Consider the following 21,766-nt stretch of genomic DNA (forward strand, 5'->3'; position numbering starts at 1 on the left):
GCAGGAGATATGGCAGATACACAAGTGCAAACAGTGCCTTTGCAAGTAAAGGACGAGCAAATTATCTCACCATGGCGAGAAGCATGGAGAGCCTTGCGTAAAAACAAGCTGGCGATGGCAGGACTGGGTATCATTCTCTTCTTCGTCGTCGTAGCGGTCTTTGCGCCGATCATCGCGCCGTATCCGTACGACGAAGGTGAGCTTGTCATGAAAAACAAGCCACCATCCGAAGAGCATTGGTTTGGAACGGATTATAACGGTCGGGATGTATTCAGCCGCGTCGTGTACGGTGCTCGCATTTCGTTGTGGGTAGGTACGTTCTCCGTTATCGGTTCGGTAGTAGCAGGGACGGTGCTCGGACTTCTTGCAGGTTATTATGGGAAATGGATTGACACGCTTATTTCTCGTATTTTTGACATCATGCTGGCATTCCCTAGCATTCTGCTGGCGATTGCGATCGTAGCGATTTTGGGTCCATCCCTGCAAAACGCCTTGCTCGCCATCGCGATTATCAACATTCCGACGTTTGGTCGTCTCGTACGCTCGCGGGTTCTGAGCTTGAAAGAAGAAGAGTTTGTGATGGCGGCTCGTGCCATTGGGATGAAGGATTCGCGCATTTTGATGCAGCATATCTTGCCGAACAGCCTGGCTCCCATCATCGTAACGGGGACGATGGGCATTGCCACAGCGATTATTGAGGCGGCAGCCTTGGGTTTCCTCGGTTTGGGTGCGCAGCCGCCCGAGCCGGAGTGGGGAAAAATGCTTTCCGATTCGCGGCAATACATTCAAAAGGCACCTTGGACGGTCATCTTCCCGGGATTGTCGATCATGCTGACGGTATTGGGCTTTAACCTCATTGGGGACGGTTTGCGCGATGCGCTTGACCCTCGTATGAAAAACTAAACATGTGGGCTCGTGTGGGAGGGAGGTTCTTACCCTCCCTTTTCCTATGTGGAGAACTCCCGGCACAGACGATTCAATTCGGATGCAGCCTTGGTAACCACTTGATGGGCGACTCCCGGGATCATGACCATTTTAGAATTCCGTATGCCTTCACTAAGCAGCTGCCCATAGGGGTGAATGCTTCGATCTTCTGCCCCGTACACGAGAAGGGTGGGCAAAGTAATCTCGGGAAGTCTTTGGGTACAGTTGTAGGAATGACCTGCCTTGTAGAGGTGACTCAAGGTGGTAGAGTCGGTCAGAGAGGCGTGCTTGATCCATCTCTCTTGCAGTTGTAGGTCATCGATATGAGATGACGTAATGCTTTGTGCCAAAAGGGGTACTCCGTGAATGCCTGCCATGGCTTGCGCGAGGTAAAAACGACTGTGCAAATAAAGATCATTTACTTCAGAAAAGGCGCTGACCAAGATCAGTCCACTCACCTGCTCGGGAAAGCAAAGAGCGTATTCGAGAGCGATCGAGGCTCCCTGTGAGTAGCCGAGCAAGTAAGGCTTCTCCAAACCTAGCGTTTGTATGAGCTCATGCAGGCATACGGTGAGATCATGAATAGAGAACGGTTCAGGGAGCGGGCTGCTATGTCCATGACCAGGTAAATCGGGTACGAACAGCTGGAACGTATCCGCGAGAGGGTGCTGAGAGACAAAATTGATAGAGCCAATGCAGGGCGCATGAATGCAGAGGAGTGGAGTGCCTTGTCCGACAATGGTGCATGCCAGGGTTCCGTTTGGTAGAGTAATTGTGTGTTCCATAGCAATATTCACCTCAGCTATAACTTGGTTTTGAAAAGGTTTTTTTCTCGGATAAGCTTCTTTTTTATAGAGGGAAATGGTATTCTCGCAATAGAATAAATGGAGAAAGCTAGGTGACGAAAATGTTCCAAGAACGCATCCAAAAGCTGCACGATTTTCTTAGCAAACAAGAACTTGACGCGGTGTTGATCACCTCTCCCAAACATGTTTATTATTTGACAGGCTTTTTCACCGATCCCCATGAACGTTTTCTGGGTCTGATTATTCCGGCGGAGGGAGAACCATCTCTGATCGTGCCTGCGCTGGATCGTGAAGCCGCAGCATCCGCTTCGAGCGTACAAAATATTTTCACCCACACTGATATTCAAAATCCATATGAAGTCTTAAAGCAAACGCTTCCTGCTGGCTTGAAGCAGCTGGGCATTGAAAAAAGCCATATGACAGTCGAGCGCTATGAGGCAATGGGCGAAATGGTTGGCGCTTCCCGTTACGTCGATGTAGAAGAGCCTCTGCGTGAAATGCGTCTGATCAAATCCGCTGACGAGGTGGATCGTATGAAGCATGCGATCCAGCTGGTGGAGGACTCCTTGCGCGAGACCTTGAAAAAAGTGAAGCCTGGTGTAACCGAAACGGAGCTGGTGGCTGAGCTGGAGTTTCAAATGAAGCGCTTGGGTGCTGACGGCCCGTCCTTTACGTCGATGGTATTGGCTGGAGAAAAGTCTGCGCTGCCGCATGGAAAACCGGGCTCTCGCCAAGTGCAAGAAGGCGAAGTACTCTTGTTTGATATCGGTGTGGAAGCAAACGGCTATGTCTCTGATATCACGCGCACATTTGCGGTCGGAGAAATCAGTGAGCAATTGCGTGAAATTTACGAAACCGTTCTGGCTGCGAATGAAGCAGCGATCGCACAGGTTCGTCCCGGCGTGACCTTTGCTCACCTCGACCAAACAGCACGCGATGTGATCGCAGCGAAAGGCTACGGCGAATACTTCATGCATCGTTTGGGCCATGGACTCGGCATGGACGTACATGAGTATCCATCTGTACACGGACAAAATCAGGAGACGCTGCGCCCAGGTATGGTGTTTACCATCGAACCGGGAATTTATGTTCCAGGCGTAGGCGGCGTGCGGATTGAAGACAACGTACTCGTAACGGAGACAGGCGTAGAAGTCATGACGCAATTCCCGAAACAACTGACTGTCATTGGATAAGAGCAAGCCATAATTGAATAGGTGTTTGATGGTGCTGCTGGACAACAGGACAAGTCCAGCCAGCTTAATAGGGAAGTCCGGTGAAATTCCGGCGCGGTCCCGCCACTGTAAGGAGGAGTCCTCTGCGATGAACCACTGTTCCGCTGTTTGTAGGGAATGGGAAGGACGTAGAGGACGATGATTCCAAGCCAGGAGACCTGCCATGAAACCATGCACAATCGACCCACGCGGATGGGATGATGTGGAAGTACAGCAGCATGTGTAAAGGCGGAATCCCGTTTATTTGCCATACTCTGTCCACATTGGAAAGCATCTCCCGTTTGCGCGTGGGAGATGCTTTTTTTATTTCCGCGAAAGCTCCGCTGAAGGCTTCACGAAGCCAAGCTTTCAAATCTGGAGAGGAGGTGAGGCGAGTTACCTTTCGCTGGCGAAATGAAAAGGATGAAACCAAACCGATAACCGGGGGACGAAAAAAGGAGAGAAGAGAAAGATGAAAGCACCTGAAAAGAAATGGCATCGACTGTGGAAGGGGAGCTGGTCAGCGCTGATTCTGGCGCTTATGCTGGTCGCAACGGCATGCGGCTCGCCGGCAGCTAGCGGACAGGGAGAGCAAGCACAAGGGAATCCAGCTCCTGTTGCACAGCAGCAAGCACAACCAGTAGCAGACAAGCCGGTCACGCTGCAAAACAACGGCATGGAAATGACTTATCCGGAAGCACCAAAGAGAGCGGTCACGTTGAATCAGCATGTAACAGAGGTCATGCTGGATTTGGGCTTGGGCGACAAAATGGTTGGGACAGCCTATCTAGATGATCAAATTCTGCCTGAGTTGAAAGAAGCGTATGACAAAGTTCCTGTGCTGTCTGATAAGTATCCGAGTAAGGAAGTGCTGATGGCAGCTGAGCCTGATTTCGTGTATGCAGGCTGGAAAAGCGGTTTTGGTGACAAAGGCGTAGGATCCATGGAGGAATTGGAGAAAGCAGGGATCAAGTCGTACTTGCATGAATCGTCTAATAAGGCAGCTCCGACTGTAGAAGATGTATTTACCGATATTCAAAACATCGGACGCATTTTCCGGATGGAGGATCGGGCGAATGAGCTAGTGAGCAAAATGAAAACAGAAATGGAACAAACGACGAGCAAGCTGGGCCAGGTAGATAAACCGTTAAAGGTATTCGTTTATGACAGCGGGGAAGAGCAGGCCTTTACAGCTGCAAACAACTATATGACTGCCTTGATTAACATGGCGGGAGGCAAAAATATTTTTGACGACATTCAAAAAGGCTGGGCTGATGTGAGCTGGGAAGAAGTCGTGAGTCGCAATCCAGACGTGATCATCATCGTTGATTACGGAGACAAGAGCCTGGAGCAAAAACGTGAGCTGCTCCTGAGCAAAAAAGAGCTGGCAAGCGTGTCAGCTATTCAAAACAATCGATTGATCGTTTTGCCGCTATCGGCTGCAAGCGAAGGGGTTCGTGGGCCGATTGCCTTGAAGATTTTGGCGGAAGGGCTCTATCCGGAGAAATTCAAGCAATGAGACCGAGCATTAGCAAAGTGACGAAGGGTAACAGACGAGGGCATCTTGCAGGAGGGGGAGTCAGAATTGCGTAGGACAAGCCTGACTGTGCTTATCCTTTCTCTAATGATCGGGCTGCTTGTATCGATTACGCTCGCCATTACACTGGGGTCTGTAGACATTCATCCTAGGACAGTCTGGAGAATTGCACTGAACCATGTCCCCTTCCTCGGGGAATGGACGACAGAAGATTGGACTCGCGCGCAGCACTCGATCATTTGGGACATTCGCTTTCCTCGTGTTCTGCTGGCCGCAGTCGTTGGCGCTGGTCTGTCTGTGGTCGGTGTAGCCATCCAGTCGTTGGTTCGAAATTCCCTGGCTGATCCTTACATACTAGGTGTTTCTTCAGGAGCCTCGGTAGGTGCCACACTCGTCATCCTGTTTGGCGCCTTTAGCATGTACGGTCAATACGCCTTGTCGGTAGGCGCATTTCTCGGCTCTCTGCTATCCATCGTGCTGATTTTCTCGCTTTCTCGGATAGGCGGACAAAATTCAACCGTCCGCCTGCTCATGGCAGGGATTGCGATTTCGGCTATTCTATCGGGTGTCACGAGCTTGATTATCTTTTCGGCTCCGAATGAGCATGGCATACGTTCTGTCCTCTTTTGGCTGAGCGGCAGTTTGACAGGGGCCAAATGGGAGTACTTGACGATTCCCAGCCTTGTCGTCCTGGTATGTCTCGCAGTCTTGCTGGCGCAATACCGCTCTCTTAATTCCATGTTGATGGGCGAAGAGTCGGCGAGCACTCTTGGTGTGAATACGGTGCAATTTCGCAAGCTGCTTTTGGTTATTACGGCGCTTTTAACGGGTGTCATCGTAGCCATCAGTGGGTCAATCGGATTTGTTGGTCTGATGATGCCACACATCGTCCGAGTCATTGTCGGATCCGATCATCGACGTGTCTTGCCCGTCAGCGCACTCTTGGGAGCCAGCTTTCTGATCTGGGCGGATGCCTTGGCAAGGCTTTCCTTCGCTCCTGAAGAATTGCCCATTGGCATTATTACGGCACTCTGTGGTGGGCCATTTTTTATCTGGTTGATGCTTCGCAGCTCGTATTCATTTGGAGGTGGTGGGCGATGAAGCTTGTTGCAAGTGACATAACCGTCTCCCTGACCAACAAGCGAATCATTCACGATATAGGCATGGAGGTAAAAGAAGGGGAGTTCGTGGGGCTAATCGGACCAAATGGCAGCGGCAAATCCACGCTGCTCAAAAGCATCTATCGTGTCATGAAGCCAACTGCGGGCTGGATCGGGCTGGACGGGGACGATCTATACAAGCTGTCTCCGAAGGAAAGCGCCCGGCGTATGTCCGTTGTTCGGCAGGAATCTTCGGTCGAATTCGATTTTTCCGTGCAGGAAATCGTGATGATGGGACGTTCGCCGCACAAAAAAACGTTTCAGCTGGATTCGGTAGAGGACAAAGAGATCAGCGACGAGGCGTTGGCACGCGTTGGCATGAGCGATTATGCCGAGCGCAGTTTCTTCTCGCTGTCTGGAGGAGAGAAGCAGCGTGTCTTGATTGCCAGAGCATTGGCACAACAAGCTGATTTTCTGGTTTTGGACGAGCCCACGAATCATTTGGATGTGCGCTACCAGCTGCAGGTCATGGATATCGTCAGGCAGTTGGGGATTACCGTTCTGTCTGCCCTGCACGACTTGAACATTGCGGCCATGTATTGTGATCGGTTGTATGTATTAAAAGAAGGCCATCTTGTTGCATCGGGTTCGCCAGATGAGATGCTGACGTCCGATTTGATTCGAGAGGTTTTTGGGGTGGAGACGGACGTATCTGTGCATCCGATTACGGGAAAGAAGCAGATTTACTTTATCTCGACAGCATTTCAGGCAAGGGGAATTCGAACAGCCGAGGTATCGAGTGGACCGTGAATATGCCTTGCTTTTGCCAAATGAGCTGGAGCTGCTCTTAGAGTCCGAGGGCTTCCAGGTGATCGGGAAGACCACGCATGAAACAGGGGAGAAAGATTATGACCGGGACCGGTGGCAGCACAAGGGGTTATCCTTTCGTCCGATCGACAGATGCCTCCGCTGGTGGGACTGGCTGGACTGCAATCGCCAAAAAAATATCCGGAATCGTGTAACAAAACGTCAGCAGCTGCATCTAACCAGTAACGAATTCATGCAGAGGAGGCGCGCACGTGGAGAAATTGCAGCCCACGGAGGATGCCGCATTTGAACAAATCATGCGGGAATACGGGACGCGCGTGCTTAGGCTGGTGACGTTTCTGGTAAAAGAGCGGAATGTCGCGGAAGATATCACGCAGGATGTGTTTGTGAAGGTATACAGAAACCTGCCGCGATTTCGTGGACAAAGCACCATGCAAACGTGGATATACCGGATCGCGGTCAATGAATGCAAAGGATACCTGCGCTCATGGGCCTTTCGAAAAATATGGCCGGGCTCCTGGATCAAAGCGGGGAGCGATGCTTCTACCGAGCATGTCGTGATGAAGCAGTATGAGAGGGATGAACTGGTGGAGCAGGTGCAAAGCCTTCCTCCCATGTACCGTCAAGTGATCGTCCTTCATTACTATGCAGACTTGTCCATAGCAGAAGTGGCAAACGTCCTGTCTGTATCGGAGGGGTCCGTACGTACGCGTTTGCACCGGGCCAGACAGCAGCTGAAAAAGAGGATGGGAGAGGGGCGTGAGTGGGAATGGACGAGAACCAGTGGATCGAACAATTGAAAGAGAAGGCGGATAGCAAGATGTTCCGCGATGTCCATTTCACGGCTGCCATGAAAGAAGGTGTCCGTCAGCGCATCCACCACCGACACTCCAAAAGGATGGTCAGGTGGTCGAGGTTTGCTTTCCCTGTCCTGACCGTATTGCTGCTGTTTCTGGCATGGCAGGTAGGGCTTTTGTCTCTCTTCTCTGGAGAGAGACATGCGTCAAAACCCTCTGAGCAAACCACGTCCGTACCAGAGCTTTTACCAGGCGGCTCCCTGGATGTTCCTCTTCTGTGGAATGCATCCCCTCGAACAGAAACGACCGCTAATGGTCAGCCCTTCTCCTACCTCGGAAACAAGCCGGTGAGAATCATCACCGATCCGTCCGGTTTTTATGAAGATCAGCAGCAACGAGTCTTTTGGCTGCTAGATGCTGGGCAAATGAAAAAGGTAGAGCTGGTTGCCTACAACAGTGAGGGAAGGCGTGTAGAGCTGGGATCGTACTCGGTTAGTGGCCCTTTGTTTGATGCGCAGCGCCATGTGCCCACTGGAGTCACGCTGCCCGATCCAGGAATCTGGAAGCTGCAGGTAAATGCAGACGGGAAGCATCTCGGTCAAGTGTTTGTAGAGGTGAAGACAGGCGTTTCTCCTGCCAATCGGGAGTTGGTCGAGCCGATTATCCGTGAATATGTGGAGAGGGAAAGCTCCGAACTGGGCGATCTGGGGAAAGAACGAGACGTGACGATTGAGCTTTTGGGAGTAGAAGCGCCAGATGCTGCCAACCGCAGCGTTTATGCTTGGGTAAAAGTATTGAGCAAGGACCCGCTCAAATCGTCAGGGGTCAGCGCGCCTATGGCCTTCCAGATTGCTTACGACGGGAGCAAGTACAAAGTGACCGGCTTTCAGATGCCAGAGGACGGGAACCGCTACCAAAGCAGTCTGCAACAAATCTTTCCCCAAAAGGTATTGGAACGAATACAAACCCGCCAATAATAGGGATGAGGAAAACGGACCGATTTTCTTTTCGGTCTGTTTTTTATCCAGAAAACCTAAGCGAAGTGATCTGTGCGCGAAAAAGCGGCGAAAGCCTGTTTCTCTTTGGTTGCACGGGAAGTCATGCGTTTGATATAATAAACGTTAGTGTATTTTTTGCGACCGCAATCCGTCAGCGAGTGAATGGATTCGCGTGGGAGGGAACGAACAACACATGGATCGCCGTGAAAGACAAAAGAGGATTCGAAATTTTTCCATCATCGCCCACATTGACCATGGAAAGTCTACGCTGGCTGACCGGATCTTGGAATTGACCGGTGCACTGTCAGCGCGTGAGATGGAAGCCCAGTTTCTGGACACAATGGAGCTGGAAAAAGAGCGCGGGATTACAATCAAGCTGAATGCCGTGCGTTTGAACTATAAAGCGGAAGACGGAGAGGAATATATTCTCCACCTGATCGACACCCCTGGACACGTAGACTTTACGTACGAGGTTTCTCGCAGCTTGGCTGCTTGTGAAGGGGCGATTCTGGTCGTCGATGCCGCGCAAGGGATTGAAGCACAGACTCTCGCAAACGTCTATCTGGCGTTGGACAGCAATCTGGAGATCATCCCGGTCATTAACAAGATCGATTTGCCTAGCGCAGAGCCTGAGCGCGTGAAGCAAGAGGTCGAGGACGTCATTGGTCTGGATGCGAGTGATGCCGTTCTGACCTCGGCGAAAGCAGGCATCGGGATCAAGGAAGTGCTCGAAGCCGTGGTGCAAAAAGTGCCGGCTCCAGAGGGAGATCCAGACGCTCCGTTGCAAGCCCTGATTTTTGACTCTTACTTCGATGCTTATCGTGGCGTTATTGCCTCTATCCGTGTGCTTAACGGTACACTGAAAAAAGGTATGAAGATCAAGATGATGGCAACTGGCAAGGCGTTCGAGGTAACCGAGATCGGTACGTCGACACCTCGCCAGACGCAGGTAGAAGAGCTGACCGTTGGGGATGTAGGCTACGTGGCTGCTTCCATTAAAACCGTGGGAGATACGCGCGTGGGGGATACCATCACAGATGCGAGCCGTCCTGCTGCTGAGCCTTTGCCTGGTTACCGCAAGATCAACCCGATGGTATTCTGTGGTCTGTACCCGATTGAGACGAATGAGTACAACGACCTTCGGGAAGCCCTGGAAAAATTGCAGCTGAACGATGCGTCTCTGCAGTTTGAACCAGAGACGTCTCAAGCACTTGGTTTTGGTTTCCGCTGTGGATTCCTCGGACTTCTGCATATGGAAATCATTCAGGAGCGCATTGAGCGCGAATTCAATATCAATCTGATCACGACCGCACCGAGCGTTATTTATCGCATTACCAAAACGAACGGGGAAGTATTCGAGATTGACAACCCGTCGAAAATGCCGGAAGCGCAAAAGATCGAGACTATTGAGGAGCCGTATGTTCTCTCCACCGTCATGGTGCCGAAGGAATATGTAGGTGACGTGATGCAGCTGTGCCAAGGCAAGCGCGGTGATTTCCTCGACATGCAGTACATGGGGGAAAATCGCGTTCAGCTGAAATACGATATGCCTCTGTCTGAGATCGTATACGACTTTTTCGATCTGCTGAAGTCTAGTACTCGCGGTTACGCTTCGTTCGATTACGAGCTGGCAGGCTACAAACCATCCAAGCTGGTGAAAATGGATATTCTGTTGAACAGTGAAATGGTGGATGCCCTGTCGTTTATCGTGCACAAGGATACGGCGTACGCGCGCGGAAAAGTCATCTGCGAAAAGCTGAAGGAACTGATTCCTCGCCAGCAATTCGAGGTGCCGATTCAGGCGACAATCGGTCAAAAAGTAGTAGCACGCGAAACGATCAGCGCCCTGCGTAAAAACGTATTGGCGAAGTGCTACGGCGGGGATATCTCGCGGAAGCGCAAACTCCTCGAGAAACAAAAAGAAGGAAAGAAGCGCATGAAATCGGTCGGTTCCGTCGAGGTGCCACAAGAGGCTTTCATGGCCGTTCTGCGCATGGATGATAAGAAGTAGGCCTGACCCTGGTGTCAGGTCTTTTCCATTCTTGAATTCAGGAAAAAAGGAGGGGAAGGGACATGCTGCCGCAATCGGTTTACATCCACATTCCCTTTTGTACCAATAAGTGCTTTTACTGTGATTTCAACTCGTTTGTGACGAACAACCCCCAGCTGGTCTGGGACTATCTCGATGCCTTGAAAAAGGAGATGGAGCTGACCTTCGCCAGCAAACCGCCTGAGCGGGTCAAAACGATCTTCGTGGGCGGAGGGACACCGACTTTCCTCGATCACGCTCAGATGCGTCAGTTTTTGGAAAGTGTTCGTGATAACCTCGGTAAGTATTGGACGGATGATATCGAATTTACGATGGAAGCCAATCCAGGGACGACAGATGTAGAAAAGCTGGCGATTATGCGAGAGCTAGGAGTGAATCGCCTGAGCTTTGGTGTGCAATCGTTTGACAATGCACTGCTCAAGCGGCTCGGCCGGATCCATGACACAGAGGATGTGTATCGCAGTATTGAAAATGCGCGGAAAGTCGGCTTTGATAACGTCACCATTGACTTGATGTTCGGCTTGCCTGATCAGACGATGGACATTTTCAGGGATACGCTGCGCCAGGCGTTTGCGCTTGGAACTACGCATTTTTCGGCCTACAGCTTAAAGGTAGAGGAGAACACCCTCTTCCATACCTTGTACCAAAAGGATCAGCTGCCGCTGCCTTCGGAAGATACGGAGCTTGCCATGTACATGCTTTTGATCGAGGAAATGGAGAAGCACGGCTACGAGCAGTACGAAATCAGCAATTTTGCCAAAAAAGGTTTTGAAAGCAAACATAATAAAACCTATTGGCTCAATGACGAATATTATGGTTTGGGAGCGGGTGCCCACGGCTATGTGAGTGGGGAAAGACATGTAAATGCCGGACCGCTAGCCGTCTACATGCAAATGAGCAAAAGTGGCTTGCCGCGTGTCGAGCAATTCCCGGTTCCGCGCGAGGATGCGATGGAGGAGCAAATGATCCTGGGTCTTCGTTTGCGAGAAGGCGTCGGTCTTGAGCGATTCTCAGAGCGGTTTGGCGTATCTGTTCGGCAAGTCTTTGGGAACATAATAGAAGAAGAGATTGCCAAAGGCATGCTGGAAGAGGAACATGGCCATCTGCGTCTGACAAAAAAAGGACTGCCGCTCGGCAACGAAGTCTTTGCTCGTTTTTTGCGATAAGCCCACGCTTGCTGGCGAATGATGTGATTTTCGCACTGGAACACACGAAGTCCGTTGACAAATCCTTCTACTATTGATACCTTAGTAAGTAGAATTAGCACTCGATCGAGATGAGTGCTAACAACAGGGAGGCGAAAGACATTTATGTTATCTGACCGTCAACAATTGATTCTGAATGCGATCGTCGATAATTACATTCATTCAGCCGAACCTGTTGGCTCCCGCACGATTTCCAAACGGGACGACATCGGATTTTCTTCGGCTACGATCCGCAATGAGATGTCCGATTTGGAGGAGCTGGGGTATCTCGAACAGCCACATACATCGGCAGGGCGCGTGCCTTCTACAAAGGGCTATCGTTTTTACGTCGATAACCTGATTCAGCCCCATCTTTTGGATGAGGGTGAATTGGGTAAACTGAAACAGTTGTTTGCCGAGCGTATTCTACATGCTGAACAAGTAGTAGAGTACACCGCTCAAATCCTCTCCCAGTTGACGAACTATACAGCCGTCGTTCTTGGACCCGAGATTTTTGAGCATCGGTTAAAACATATACAAATCGTTCCTCTCAACGACAAGGAGGCTGTGGCCATCGTGGTCACCCATACCGGTCGTGTGGAAAACAAGCTGATTGAATTGCCAGAAGGGATAGGGGCGTCCGAGATCGAACGACTCGTCAATCTGCTGAACAGCAAGCTTTCCGATGTCCCGTTATGGCAGCTGCGCCAGCGGTTGTATCAGGAAATTTCAGGAGAGATGCGCCGCCATGCGGAGCAGTATGAAGAAATGTTGAAGCTCCTTGATCTATCCCTGATCCAGCCTGAAGAGGATCGAGTATACTTACGCGGTGCGACCAAGATCATGAACCAGCCAGAATTCCGGGATGTAGACAAGGTCAAGGATATTTTGGAGCTCTTAGAGCGTAATGATCAGCTCCTTCACCTGTTCGGAGTGCCGGCAGATGGACTCACGGTGCGCATCGGCCAGGAAAACCAGCTAGACGCGATTAAGCAATGCAGTATCATTACTACCTCGTATTCTTTGGGCGGCAAGCCTGTAGGGATGGTAGGGATACTTGGCCCGACGCGAATGGAATACGGCAGAGTCATTACGGTCCTGAACTATTTGGCAGAAGGCTTATCGCGCATGCTGACTTCGCAGTTTGAGAAATAAATGGATGGAAAGGCTCCTGCTCTACTAGCCGGAGCTTGGCCGCAGGAGGTATCGAAGTTGAGCGAAGAAAAAATGACGCAAGACCCGATTGCTGAAGAGCAAGCAGAAGCTGCAGATACGCAGGAATCGGCAGAAGTGAACTGGGAACAGGAAGCTGCCCATTGGAAGGCCCAGGCAGAAGAGCATCAAAGCCGGATGCTTCGCGCCATGGCTGACATGGATAACCTCAGAAGACGTGTTCGCAAGGAGCAGGAAGACTTGGCTAAGTACGCTTCCCAGAAAATCGTGGAAGAGCTGCTGCCTATTCTGGATAACTTCGAGCGTGCCTTGGCAGCTGACAAGGAATCCATGACAGTAGAAAGCCTGCTGACGGGCGTCGACATGGTGCATCGTCAAATGGTGCAAGTCTTTGAAAAAGAAGGCTTGGCTGCTATTGCCGCAAAAGGTCAGCCTTTTGATCCACATGTCCATCAGGCTGTCATGCAAACACAGGATCCAGAGTTTGATTCCGGTGTGGTTGTAGAAGAGCTGCAAAAAGGATACATGTTCAAAGATCGCGTCGTTCGTCCGGCGATGGTCAAAGTAAACGAGTAAGATCCATTTCTTATTAAATAGACAGTGAAGCGTTAGGAGGACATATAGTATGAGTCGCGTAATTGGTATTGACCTTGGAACCACCAACTCTTGTGTAGCAGTAATGGAAGGCGGAGAGCCAGTCGTTATCCCAAACCCAGAAGGCAACCGCACCACTCCATCTGTTGTTGCGTTCAAAAATGGCGAGAAAATCGTAGGGGAAGCAGCGAAACGTCAAGCGATTACCAACCCTGACAACACCGTAATTTCCATCAAGCGCCACATGGGTACTGCTCATAAAGAAACCCTCGAAGGCAATGAGTACACCCCTCAACAGATCTCTGCGATGATCCTGCAAAAGCTGAAATCTGACGCAGAAGCGTATCTGGGTGAATCTGTGACGCAGGCAGTTATTACGGTTCCTGCTTACTTCAATGACAGCCAGCGCCAAGCAACAAAAGACGCTGGTAAAATTGCAGGTCTGGAAGTTCTGCGTATCGTAAACGAACCAACGGCTGCAGCGCTTGCATACGGTATGGAAAAGTCCGAAGATCAAACTGTGCTCGTATTTGACTTGGGCGGCGGTACGTTTGACGTATCCATCCTTGAGCTGTCCGAAGGCTTCTTTGAAGTAAAAGCGACCTCCGGTGACAACAAACTGGGTGGGGACGACTTCGACCAAGTCGTAATCGATCACCTGGTGAGCGAATTCAAAAAAGAACATGGCATTGACCTGTCTAAAGACCGCATGGCTCAACAGCGTTTGAAAGATGCTGCTGAGAAAGCGAAAAAAGACCTCTCTGGCGTATTGACTACTACCATCTCGCTGCCATTTATCACAGCAGATGCGACTGGTCCAAAACACTTGGAAATGAACCTGACTCGTGCGAAATTCGAAGAGCTGTCCGCAAGCCTCGTAGAGCGTACGATGGGTCCAACTCGTCAAGCGCTGAACGACGCAGGACTGACTCCAAACGAAATCGACAAAGTAATCCTCGTCGGTGGTTCTACACGAATCCCGGCTGTACAAGAAGCGATCAAAAAATTCACAGGCAAAGAGCCTCACAAAGGTGTAAACCCTGATGAAGTAGTAGCACTGGGTGCTGCTGTTCAAGCGGGCGTACTCACTGGCGATGTGAAAGACGTTGTACTGCTCGACGTAACGCCATTGTCCCTGGGTATCGAAACCTTGGGTGGTGTATTCACTAAGCTGATCGATCGCAATACAACCATCCCAACGAGCAAATCCCAAGTGTTCTCTACTGCAGCTGACAACCAGCCAGGCGTGGAAATCCACGTACTGCAAGGGGAGCGTCAAATGGCAGCAGACAACAAAACACTGGGTCGGTTCAACCTGAACGACATCCCGCCAGCACCACGCGGCGTTCCACAAATCGAAGTATCCTTCGACATCGATGCGAACGGTATCGTAAACGTTCGTGCGAAAGATCTGGGTACCGGTAAAGAACAGCGCATCACGATCACGGCGAGCTCTGGTCTGTCCGATGAAGAGATCGACCGCATGGTAAAAGAAGCGGAACTGAACGCAGAAGCTGACAAACAGCGCAAAGAGCAAGTAGAAGTCCGCAACGAAGCTGACCAGCTCGTGTTTACTACCGAGAAAACCTTGAAAGAGGTTGAAGGTAAAGTAGATCAAGCGGAAATCGACCGTGCAAATGCTGCGAAAGACAAAGTGAAAAAAGCGCTCGAAGGTACCAACCTCGACGAGATCAAGGCAGCGAAAGACGAACTGTCCGAGATCGTTCAACAAATCTCTGTGAAGCTGTATGAGCAAGCGGCTCAGGCTGCACAAGCTGCCCAAGGCGGAGCAGAAGGTAGCGCAGAACCAAAGAAGGATAACGTGGTTGATGCAGACTACGAAGTGGTAGACGATAAAAAGTAATCACGTTGGAGTCTGGCAGGGGAGGTTTCTCCCCTTGCCTCCCCGCGATGTGACCCATGAAAGTCAAAGTCACGGAATGCTGACTTTGACTTTTTTTCAAGTCTGTCACATGCTATGATAACAGTTGACTGTCATGGGAGTGATTTTAGGAGATGAAACGCGATTACTATGAGGTGCTGGGAGTCGGCAAGGGCGCGGACGCAGATGAAATCAAAAAAGCGTACCGCAAACTGGCGCGCCAGTATCACCCGGATGTAAATAAAGCCGCAGATGCGGAAGAGAAGTTTAAAGAAGTAAAAGAAGCGTATGATGTCTTGTCTGAGCCGCAAAAGCGTGCGCAGTACGACCGTTTTGGACATCAGGATCCAAACCAGGGCTTTGGTGGCGGCGGATTTGATGCTTCCGGAATGGGCGGCTTCGGCGACATCTTTGATATGTTTTTCGGCGGTGGAGGCAGACGGGCAAATCCGAATGCACCTCGCAAAGGCTCCGACCTTCAATTTGGTCTGAGCATCGATTTTTTGGATGCGATCTTTGGGAAAGAAACAGACGTGGAAATTCCCAAGGAAGCAGAGTGTGATACATGCCATGGTTCAGGTGCCAAGCCAGGTACCGGAGTCGAGACGTGTAAAACATGTAGCGGTACGGGGCAGCAGGAAGTGGTCACGAACACACCGTTTGGCCGGATTGCCAACCGTCGCACTTGTGCAACTTGCGAAGGAAAAGGGAAAGTCTTCAAAGAAAAATGCTCGACCTGCCGTGGAAGCGGTCGCGTGAAGGTACGCCGAAAAATTCATCTCAACATTCCAGCGGGTGTGGATGACGGTGCGCAGCTGCGCGTGACAGGAGAAGGCGAACCGGGTGCAAACGGCGGCCCTCCAGGAGATCTGTACGTTGTCCTGCGCGTGAAGAGCCATGAGTTTTTCGAGCGTGAAGGAAATGATATCTACTGTGAGGTTCCGCTCACTTACGCCCAAGCTGCTTTGGGTGACGAGATTGAAGTGCCGACAGTAGATGGTCGTGTGAAGCTGAAGATTCCTTCAGGTACACAAACCGAGACATTTTTCCGCCTGCGGGGGAAAGGTGTTCCTCATCTGCGAGGCAACGGTCGTGGAGATCAGCATGTCAAAGTGCGCGTGATTACTCCAACCAAGCTGAGCGACAAGCAAAAAGAGCTCTTGCGGGAGCTGGCTGAGCTGTCAGGTGAAAAGCCAGGACAGCATGGCGGCGAAGACGAAGGCTTTTTTGAAAAAATGAAACGGGCATTCCGCGGCGAGTAACAGCCGCGGTTGTCCGCTTTTACACAGCTTTATTAGGGAGCATACGTGGGGAGTGGTAGATTCGTGAAATGGTCAGAAATCAGTATCCATACAACAGCAGAAGCTACAGAGGCGGTTTCGAGTATTCTGTACGAGATGGGTGCAAATGGTGTCGTAATTGAAGACCCTGAGGTACTATATCGTGAGTGGGATACGCCGTTTGGTGAAATCTACCAGCTTTCCCCGGATGATTTTCCGGCCGAGGGCGTATTCGTCAAAGCATACTTGCCGGTTGATAGCAGTGAGCTGTTTGATGTTGTAGAAGAATTGAAGGAGCAGCTCGCACAGTTGACCGAGTACGGTTTGGACATCGGTAAGGCGAACATTGCTGTAAACGATGTGCACGAAGACGAGTGGGCCCACGCCTGGAAAAAGTATTACAAGCCTGTGCATGTAACCGATCGGATGACGATCAAGCCTGTATGGGAAGAGTACGAGCCTAGACATGACAAGGAGATTATCATTGAGATGGACCCGGGGATGGCCTTTGGAACAGGCACACACCCGACGACCATTCTGTGTCTGCGTGCGGTAGAGAAGTATGTAGACGAAGGAGACCGTCTCTACGATGTTGGAACAGGCACTGCGATTTTGAGCATCGCTGCAATCAAGCTTGGCGCAGAGCATGTGCTGGCGATGGATCTGGATGAGGTAGCGGTTCGTTCCGCACAAGCCAATACGGAGCTGAACGGGGTTCATGAAAAAATCACGGTCCGTCAGAACAACTTGCTAGACGGAGTAGAAGAGCCAGTAGATGTGGTCGTTGCCAATATTTTGGCGGAGGTCATCGTGCGCTTTACGGACGACGTATATCGCGTTCTCAAACCAGAGGGCGTATTCATCGCATCAGGGATTATCCAGGCGCGCGAAGCTGACGTGAAGAAGGCTTTGGCTGATTCCGGACTGGTGGTAGTGGAAACCATTTTGATCGACGACTGGGTAGCAATTGTGTCGAAAAAAAGATAGAATAGTGGGGTTGGCGAGATGCAACGATATTTTGCCCTGCCAGATCACTTTAACGAGCACGAGGTAACGATTGTTGGAGACGACGTCCACCATATCGTAAACGTGATGCGGTCAAAAGAAGGCGAAAAAATATTCGTCTCTGACGGAGCGGGCAGATCTGCAGTGGCCAAGCTTGTGTCACTGTCTGCGAAAGAGGTCAGAGCAACCATAGTGAAGTTATTGAATGAACAGCGTGAATTGCCGATTCGCGTAACGATTGGCCAAGGGCTGCCAAAAGGCGAAAAGATGGAGTGGATCCTGCAAAAGGGGACGGAACTGGGAGCGTATTCCTTTTTCCCATTTTCCTCGGAGCGCACCATCGTCAAGCTCGATGCCAAAAAAGAGGCGAAGAAGCTGGAGCGCTGGCGAAAGATTGTAAAGGAAGCGGCGGAGCAGTCTCATCGCGATGTGCTTCCCGAGCTTTTGGCACCCGTATCGTTTCGGGAGGCGCTCAAAGCTGGCGAACAGTACACTCGTTGTGCGATTGCCTATGAAAAAGAGGGCGGTACGACGATGCATCAGGTGCTGACCGAGATGACTGCAGATGAGTCTTTGCTCGTCTTGATTGGACCTGAAGGGGGCTTTACCCCTGATGAAGTCGCTCAAGCCGAAGCAAAGGGCTTTCTTTCTGTCTCACTCGGCCCACGCATTTTGCGAACGGAAACAGCGAGTCAGTATGTGTTGGCCTGTGCTTCTTATCAGTTTGAACGGACGACTCCATCATCACGCTAAGTTTGACAAGGAAGAAAGGAGGAATCGCAATGTCTACCGTTGCATTTCATACATTGGGCTGCAAAGTGAACAGCTATGAAACTGAGGCTATCTGGCAGCTATTTAAAACAGAGGGCTATGAGCGCGTCGACTTCGAACAGGAGGACGCGGATGTGTATGTCATCAATACATGTACGGTTACCAATACAGGTGATAAAAAGAGTCGTCAGGTCATTCGCCGGGCGATCCGCCGCAATCCGGAAGCAATCGTCGCCGTTACGGGTTGCTATGCACAAACCTCTCCGAGCGAAATTGCGCAAATTCCTGGGGTGGATATCGTCGTAGGGACGCAAGGACGCGAGAAGCTGATCGAGTATGTGAACCAGATCAAAGTGGAGCGCCAACCGATCAATGCCGTTGGAAACATCATGAAGGCTCGTGAATTCGAGGAGCTGGATGTACCGAACTTCACAGACCGCACGCGCGCATCCTTGAAAATTCAGGAGGGCTGCAACAACTTCTGCACCTTCTGCATTATTCCATGGGCGCGTGGCTTGATGCGCTCCCGCAAACCGGAGAGCGTGGTTGAACAAGCGCAAAAGCTGGTGGATGCAGGGTATTTGGAAATCGTGCTGACGGGCATTCATACCGGCGGTTACGGCGAGGATTTGGAAGATTACAACCTGGCGAAGCTGCTGGTTGACCTGCACCAAGTCGAAGGGCTGAAGCGCATTCGGATCAGCTCGATCGAAGCAAGCCAAATCACGGATGAAGTGATCGAAGTCATCAACAATTCAGACCGTGTCGTGCGCCATCTACATGTCCCGCTGCAAGCAGGGGATGATGAGGTGCTGAAGCGCATGCGCCGCAAGTACACGACAGCTGAGTTCTACGAAAGAATGGTGAAAGTGCGCGAAGCTCTGCCAGGTGCAGCGATCACGACAGACGTCATCGTAGGCTTCCCTGGCGAAACGGAAGAGCAGTTCATGAACGGCTACGAGTTCATCAAAAAAATCGGGTTTGCCGAGCTGCACGTGTTCCCGTACTCGATGCGTACAGGTACACCTGCTGCCCGCATGACCGATCAGATTCCGGAAGAAGTGAAGCACGAGCGCGTGACGAAGCTGCTCGAGCTGAATCAACAGCTGACCATGGAATACTCTTCGAAATTCGTTGGCGATGTTCTGGAAGTCATTCCAGAACGCCCTTACAAAGAAGCTCCAGAGAGCGGGCTTTTGATGGGGTACTCCGACAACTATTTGAACGTCGTTTTCCCAGGTGACGAGAGCATGATCGGCAAAATTTGCAAGGTCCGTCTGGACGAACCAGGCTCTGAATATTGCAAAGGGACACTCGTGCGCGTCTTGGAAAACGAACATCTGCCCCTCTTGAAGGAGCGAGCCATATGAAAGAGATCTCGGCAGGAGGCGTTGTTTACCGCGAGCAAGACGGAGAATACATGCTTCTCTTGATTGAGGATCGCTATGGGAAGGTAACGCTGGCAAAAGGGAAGCAGGAAATCGGGGAGACCATCGAAGAAACTGCTTTGCGTGAAGTGCTGGAAGAGACCGGTGTAGCAGGGCGTCTGGGTGGAAAGCTGGATATGATTACGTATGTATACCACCATCCGGTGACGGGAGAAGCCGTCGACAAGGAAGTCCACTACTATTTGGTTGAAGCTTACAATACAGAGATCACGGTGCAGCTGGAAGAGATCAATGACGTTCATTGGCATCCGGCTGCAGAGGCTTGGGCGCTCCAGCAGGCTCGCGGCTATCGAAACAACGACAAAGTGTTCCTACTGGCTTTTGAACAATTAGGGATAGAGGTGTAGCCTATGAATATCAATAAATATATCGACCATACCTTGTTAAAACCGGAAGCCACCGCAGCGATGATTGACAAACTGTGTGCAGAAGCAAAGGAACACGATTTTGCTTCCGTTTGCGTCAATCCTTACTGGGTAAAGCGTTGTGCAGAACTGCTGGCGGGGACAGACGTAAAAGTATGCACGGTGATCGGTTTCCCTCTGGGTGTAAATACAACAGAGATCAAAGCGGCGGAAACGCGCGATGCGATCGCCAATGGCGCAACTGAGGTAGATATGGTTCTAAATGTAGGCGCGCTGAAATCCGGAGATCTGGATGCAGTGAAGCAAGATATTGCGGCTGTGAAACAAGCAGCGGGTTCCGTTCTGCTCAAGGTTATTCTGGAAACGGGCCAATTGACTGATGCCGAAAAAGAAACCGCGTGCAAGCTATCTGTGGAAGCAGGAGCAGACTACGTCAAAACGTCCACGGGTTTTGGACCAGGTGGGGCTACGGTGGAAGACATCGCCTTGATGCGTAAGACAGTAGGACCTGATATTGGGGTCAAGGCTTCTGGCGGCGTCCGCGACGGAGAAGCGGCACAAGCGATGATCGTAGCAGGAGCGAGCCGGATCGGCACCAGCTCTGGCGTAGCGATCGTGACAGGTGCAAAAACGACAGGAAACGGATACTAGGAGCAGAGTAAAGCCTGGCCAAGGAAAGGCCGGGCTTTTTCTTCATCGTCAAAATGAGAAAAAGAGAAGCACCGATGGGTGAAAATTGGGGGAGAGGGGTTAGCAGGGATGAAGCTCGTTTCTGGAATTTTGATCTTGCTTGCCTTTTACGGAGTAGGGACCTTGGCGAGCAAATGGCTGCACATACCGATGCCAGGCAATCTGATTGGCATGCTGCTGTTGACCCTGTGCTTATGCATGGGCTGGATTCGAATGGACTGGGTTGAACGAGCGAGCGCGTTTTTAGTACGGCACATGATGTTGTTCTTTGTGCCTATTATTGTGGGAGTCGCGTCTTATATGAGCGGAATCGCGAAAGATCCATGGACGATCCTTCTGTCTTTGGTACTAGGACCCGTCATCGTTATGCTGGTTACCGGTCGCGTCGTCCAATGGTATTTGAGCCGACACAAGCACAAAGAAGAGCCATCCGTTCAGCACGAAGGGAGGGCTCTGGATGCTTAGTCAGCTGTCTGCCATTGTGGTGACCCTCATCGGCTACAAAGGAGCGACCACAATCAGTGCTCGCTTCCCGCGCTTACAGCCTCTTATTGTAGCGGTCGTACTCGTCTGGCTTTTGTGGTGGCTTGTGAGCGGCGACTGGGAGGCATTCTCGGCAGGAGGTCAATGGATCTCCTTTTGGCTAGGTCCGGCTACGGTGGCACTCGCTATTCCGTTAGCCAAACAAATCAGAGAGTTCGCTCATATATGGAAAGGTGTCTTGTTGGGGGTGGCGATAGGCTGTGCAGTTGCGATACTCACCGTGTACGTTATACACTGGTGCCTAGGCTCCGATGATGTCCTTTTGAAAAGCATGCTGAGCAAGTCAGTGACTACGCCGATCGCTTTGGAGCTGGCACGCTCGGTTGGCGGCGTACCTGCTTTGGCTGCCTTCTTCACGGCACTGACCGGGATGATTGGCGTTCTGGTTGCCCGACCTGTCCTCAAATGGGGGGGTATCCGGGATGACTGGGCGATTGGAATCGCAGTAGGAACGAGTGCCCACGCCATAGGAACGGCCAGTCTGAATCGGATCTCTCCCGTTCAAACCGCGGCGTCCAGTGTGGCGATGATTGTAGCGGGAGTCATCACCTCGATCTATTTGATCCCATTCTCCTTTTGA

Annotated in this window: 22 protein-coding genes and 1 riboswitch; of the genes, 21 read left to right on the forward strand and 1 reads right to left on the reverse strand. The window is 51.1% G+C overall.

What is annotated here, in order from left to right:
- The first annotated feature begins 9 nt into the window (after window positions 1–9).
- A complete protein-coding gene (locus ACLIN2_RS11095) occupies window positions 10–903 on the forward strand; it encodes an ABC transporter permease (RefSeq protein ID WP_092269074.1) in 894 nt (297 codons plus the stop codon).
- A 44-nt stretch (window positions 904–947) separates the two neighbouring features.
- Here ACLIN2_RS11095 and ACLIN2_RS11100 read toward each other — a convergent pair whose 3' ends face one another.
- Window positions 948–1,709, reverse strand: coding sequence for an alpha/beta fold hydrolase (locus tag ACLIN2_RS11100; protein WP_411504058.1), 762 nt, complete (start codon window positions 1,707–1,709; stop codon window positions 948–950).
- Between the two features lie 122 nt (window positions 1,710–1,831).
- Here ACLIN2_RS11100 and ACLIN2_RS11105 point away from each other — a divergent pair, with 122 nt between their 5' ends.
- The 20 genes from ACLIN2_RS11105 to ACLIN2_RS11200 all read left to right on the forward strand — a co-directional run bounded on the left by ACLIN2_RS11105 (window position 1,832) and on the right by ACLIN2_RS11200 (window position 21,766).
- The gene (locus tag ACLIN2_RS11105; RefSeq protein WP_411504537.1) at window positions 1,832–2,923 is read left to right on the forward strand and encodes a M24 family metallopeptidase; all 1,092 of its coding nucleotides are present in this window, start codon (window positions 1,832–1,834) and stop codon (window positions 2,921–2,923) included.
- A 12-nt stretch (window positions 2,924–2,935) separates the two neighbouring features.
- Window positions 2,936–3,143, forward strand: a riboswitch (cobalamin riboswitch).
- Between the two features lie 270 nt (window positions 3,144–3,413).
- The gene (locus tag ACLIN2_RS11110; protein WP_411504059.1) at window positions 3,414–4,460 is read left to right on the forward strand and encodes an ABC transporter substrate-binding protein; all 1,047 of its coding nucleotides are present in this window, start codon (window positions 3,414–3,416) and stop codon (window positions 4,458–4,460) included.
- Between the two features lie 105 nt (window positions 4,461–4,565).
- Entirely contained in the window at window positions 4,566–5,579 is a 1,014-nt protein-coding gene (locus tag ACLIN2_RS11115; RefSeq protein WP_411504538.1) for a FecCD family ABC transporter permease, read from the forward strand.
- Complete coding sequence (locus ACLIN2_RS11120; protein WP_411504060.1) at window positions 5,576–6,388, forward strand: heme ABC transporter ATP-binding protein; 813 nt, start codon at window positions 5,576–5,578, stop codon at window positions 6,386–6,388. Before ACLIN2_RS11115 ends, ACLIN2_RS11120 begins: the two co-directional genes overlap by 4 nt.
- Window positions 6,378–6,695 (forward strand): hypothetical protein, encoded by a 318-nt coding sequence (locus ACLIN2_RS11125; protein WP_411504061.1) that lies wholly within the window; start codon window positions 6,378–6,380, stop codon window positions 6,693–6,695. The genes ACLIN2_RS11120 and ACLIN2_RS11125 overlap by 11 nt, the downstream gene beginning before the upstream one ends.
- Window positions 6,658–7,206: a sigma-70 family RNA polymerase sigma factor gene (locus ACLIN2_RS11130; protein ID WP_411504062.1), complete on the forward strand. Its 549-nt coding sequence runs from the start codon at window positions 6,658–6,660 to the stop codon at window positions 7,204–7,206. Before ACLIN2_RS11125 ends, ACLIN2_RS11130 begins: the two co-directional genes overlap by 38 nt.
- Window positions 7,176–8,180 carry a hypothetical protein gene (locus ACLIN2_RS11135; protein ID WP_411504539.1) on the forward strand — a complete coding sequence of 335 codons (1,005 nt, stop codon included), beginning with the start codon at window positions 7,176–7,178 and terminating at the stop codon, window positions 8,178–8,180. Before ACLIN2_RS11130 ends, ACLIN2_RS11135 begins: the two co-directional genes overlap by 31 nt.
- 214 nt (window positions 8,181–8,394) lie before the next feature.
- Entirely contained in the window at window positions 8,395–10,212 is a 1,818-nt protein-coding gene (gene lepA / locus ACLIN2_RS11140; RefSeq protein ID WP_092269050.1) for a translation elongation factor 4, read from the forward strand.
- 62 nt (window positions 10,213–10,274) lie between these two features.
- Window positions 10,275–11,417, forward strand: coding sequence for a radical SAM family heme chaperone HemW (gene hemW, locus ACLIN2_RS11145; RefSeq protein ID WP_092269048.1), 1,143 nt, complete (start codon window positions 10,275–10,277; stop codon window positions 11,415–11,417).
- A gap of 144 nt (window positions 11,418–11,561) precedes the next feature.
- Window positions 11,562–12,590, forward strand: a complete 1,029-nt coding sequence (gene hrcA, locus ACLIN2_RS11150) for a heat-inducible transcriptional repressor HrcA (protein WP_092269046.1) — start codon at window positions 11,562–11,564, stop codon at window positions 12,588–12,590.
- Window positions 12,591–13,184 (forward strand): nucleotide exchange factor GrpE, encoded by a 594-nt coding sequence (grpE, locus tag ACLIN2_RS11155; protein WP_092269044.1) that lies wholly within the window; start codon window positions 12,591–12,593, stop codon window positions 13,182–13,184.
- A 49-nt stretch (window positions 13,185–13,233) separates the two neighbouring features.
- Window positions 13,234–15,066, forward strand: coding sequence for a molecular chaperone DnaK (gene dnaK / locus ACLIN2_RS11160; protein WP_411504063.1), 1,833 nt, complete (start codon window positions 13,234–13,236; stop codon window positions 15,064–15,066).
- Window positions 15,067–15,218: 152 nt separating this feature from the next.
- Window positions 15,219–16,346, forward strand: a complete 1,128-nt coding sequence (dnaJ, locus tag ACLIN2_RS11165) for a molecular chaperone DnaJ (RefSeq protein WP_400582836.1) — start codon at window positions 15,219–15,221, stop codon at window positions 16,344–16,346.
- Window positions 16,347–16,409: 63 nt separating this feature from the next.
- Entirely contained in the window at window positions 16,410–17,351 is a 942-nt protein-coding gene (gene prmA / locus ACLIN2_RS11170) for a 50S ribosomal protein L11 methyltransferase (protein ID WP_411504064.1), read from the forward strand.
- 18 nt (window positions 17,352–17,369) lie between these two features.
- Window positions 17,370–18,122 carry a 16S rRNA (uracil(1498)-N(3))-methyltransferase gene (locus ACLIN2_RS11175; protein ID WP_411504065.1) on the forward strand — a complete coding sequence of 251 codons (753 nt, stop codon included), beginning with the start codon at window positions 17,370–17,372 and terminating at the stop codon, window positions 18,120–18,122.
- Between the two features lie 29 nt (window positions 18,123–18,151).
- Window positions 18,152–19,510, forward strand: a complete 1,359-nt coding sequence (mtaB, locus tag ACLIN2_RS11180; protein WP_122962024.1) for a tRNA (N(6)-L-threonylcarbamoyladenosine(37)-C(2))-methylthiotransferase MtaB — start codon at window positions 18,152–18,154, stop codon at window positions 19,508–19,510.
- Entirely contained in the window at window positions 19,507–19,935 is a 429-nt protein-coding gene (locus ACLIN2_RS11185; protein ID WP_092269032.1) for an NUDIX hydrolase, read from the forward strand. Before mtaB ends, ACLIN2_RS11185 begins: the two co-directional genes overlap by 4 nt.
- A 3-nt stretch (window positions 19,936–19,938) precedes the next feature.
- Window positions 19,939–20,604, forward strand: coding sequence for a deoxyribose-phosphate aldolase (deoC, locus tag ACLIN2_RS11190; RefSeq protein ID WP_092269030.1), 666 nt, complete (start codon window positions 19,939–19,941; stop codon window positions 20,602–20,604).
- A 108-nt stretch (window positions 20,605–20,712) separates the two neighbouring features.
- Window positions 20,713–21,108, forward strand: a complete 396-nt coding sequence (locus ACLIN2_RS11195; protein ID WP_122962025.1) for a CidA/LrgA family protein — start codon at window positions 20,713–20,715, stop codon at window positions 21,106–21,108.
- Window positions 21,101–21,766 (forward strand): LrgB family protein, encoded by a 666-nt coding sequence (locus ACLIN2_RS11200; protein ID WP_411504066.1) that lies wholly within the window; start codon window positions 21,101–21,103, stop codon window positions 21,764–21,766. The genes ACLIN2_RS11195 and ACLIN2_RS11200 overlap by 8 nt, the downstream gene beginning before the upstream one ends.

The organism is Brevibacillus centrosporus, from assembly GCF_046622605.1.
Classification (GTDB): domain Bacteria; phylum Bacillota; class Bacilli; order Brevibacillales; family Brevibacillaceae; genus Brevibacillus; species Brevibacillus centrosporus.